The organism is Paenarthrobacter sp. Z7-10 (assembly GCF_026932795.1).
GTDB lineage: Bacteria > Actinomycetota > Actinomycetes > Actinomycetales > Micrococcaceae > Arthrobacter_M.
In genome coordinates, this window is sequence record NZ_JADPVH010000129.1 from 1 (window position 1) to 1,375 (window position 1,375).

Below are 1,375 nucleotides of genomic sequence, written 5' to 3' on the forward strand. Positions count from 1 at the left end.
CGGACACGTAAAATCCGAAGGACAGCAACCAAAAAACGCGCAGCGGTTTTCAAAAGCAGGGGTGGGCACGGCGGAGCTTGCGGAGCCGGGACCACCCCCAACAGTCGGACGCGCAGCGGCCGCCCATTAGCCTGGTGCGAGCTCGCGATTACAAGGCCTTCGGTTCTCGGCCGCGCCAGCGGACGGGAACCAAGAGAAAGGAACCGGTGCGCCAGCGCCGGCCCCTCACTGCCTTAGCTCAGGCCGTCGTTCTGGTTGTCCGCAATGGCACGGACGAAATCATGGACGGTTCCCTGCGCGTAGCGCCAATGGTTCGCCCGTTCCAGCACAATCTGCGGCACTGGATAGCTTTCCCAGTTGTGCACCATGGCCAAGGTCATGCCCAGCGACGCTACTATTTCGGTCTGGATAGAGTCATAGGTAGCTTGGGTGATCATGCGCATGGTCAGAATGTGCCGGGCCCCGTACTGGATCCGCTGGCCGTCCTTCTCATGGATCACGGGATCGCAGAAGTCGCCGGATGCGTCCGGCTCTGATCCTTCAAAGCTCTTGACTACGGCGTCAACTTTCGGGGTCGTCGGGCCGCCGGTCCAATTCACATCAAGGCTCGCACCTCCCGCGTATTTTGTGGTGCGGACTGAGAACTTGGTGCCGGGGAAATTCTCTTTCAGGGCCTTACGTACAAGCTTGGCGGTGTCTGTGGCGGAAACATAAATGGTCATGACGGCTCTTTCTCTGGTTTCGCGGGACTGGGGATGTGGTGGCCCTCCCCGCTTTTGGGAGAGCCACCACAGAATCACGTGGCTAGGCCAGCCAGCCGGGGTACGGCTGGGAGTACTGGACGGGAATGTCCTCCACCCTTTCCGGAAGGTCCTTCGGTCCATGGGCTTGGCCGTTGACCCAACTGAAATGAGCCTGAGCGGTGACGGCTGCCCAGTGGGCTTTCTGGTCGCGGTACCAGGTCGTGGACACGTCGCCCTCGCAGTAGGTCGCCATGCCCCACAACGGGCCGTTCTCGTCGGCGGTGCGGGTTCCTGCCACCATGACGTAGGGCCACTGGCCCAAGTCCCAACCTTCAATGCCCCAGTTGGGGATCACGGCCCATCCCTCGGCCTCGATGGCTTCCCTCCAGTCGTACCCGTCGCCCTCGTGGTAGTTGCCGAGGATCTGGCCGTGGGTGATGACTTCCTTGGTGTCCTGTGTTGCTACAGGCATCAGCGTTGTAATGCTCATGGTTTCTTGTTCCTTTGCAGAGGATGGGGTGAGAGGGCGGTGTGACCCGGCCAGCTACTCTCTTCATTTCCCCGTTGTTTTTTGGTTGCTGGCGAAGCTTGCGTAGCTGTGGCCGACGGAGGCCTGTCTACTCGCAGGGCAA

2 protein-coding genes are annotated in these 1,375 nt (G+C 60.9%); both read right to left on the bottom strand.

Features of this window, described 5'->3' with window-relative positions; all coding sequences use genetic code 11:
* Positions 1 to 233: 233 nt before the first annotated feature.
* On the bottom strand, positions 234 to 722 hold the full coding sequence (locus IV498_RS18725; protein ID WP_269048582.1) for an LPD29 domain-containing protein: 489 nt from the start codon (positions 720 to 722) through the stop codon (positions 234 to 236).
* Between the two features lie 82 nt (positions 723 to 804).
* Positions 805 to 1,233 (bottom strand): hypothetical protein, encoded by a 429-nt coding sequence (locus IV498_RS18730; RefSeq protein WP_269048583.1) that lies wholly within the window; start codon positions 1,231 to 1,233, stop codon positions 805 to 807.
* Positions 1,234 to 1,375: the final 142 nt, after the last annotated feature.

Coding starts and splice junctions, on each gene's coding strand:
- IV498_RS18725 (WP_269048582.1), bottom strand. CDS start 722: ATGACCATTTATGTTTCCGCCACAGACACCGCCAAGCTTGTACGTAAG.
- IV498_RS18730 (WP_269048583.1), bottom strand. CDS start 1,233: ATGAGCATTACAACGCTGATGCCTGTAGCAACACAGGACACCAAGGAA.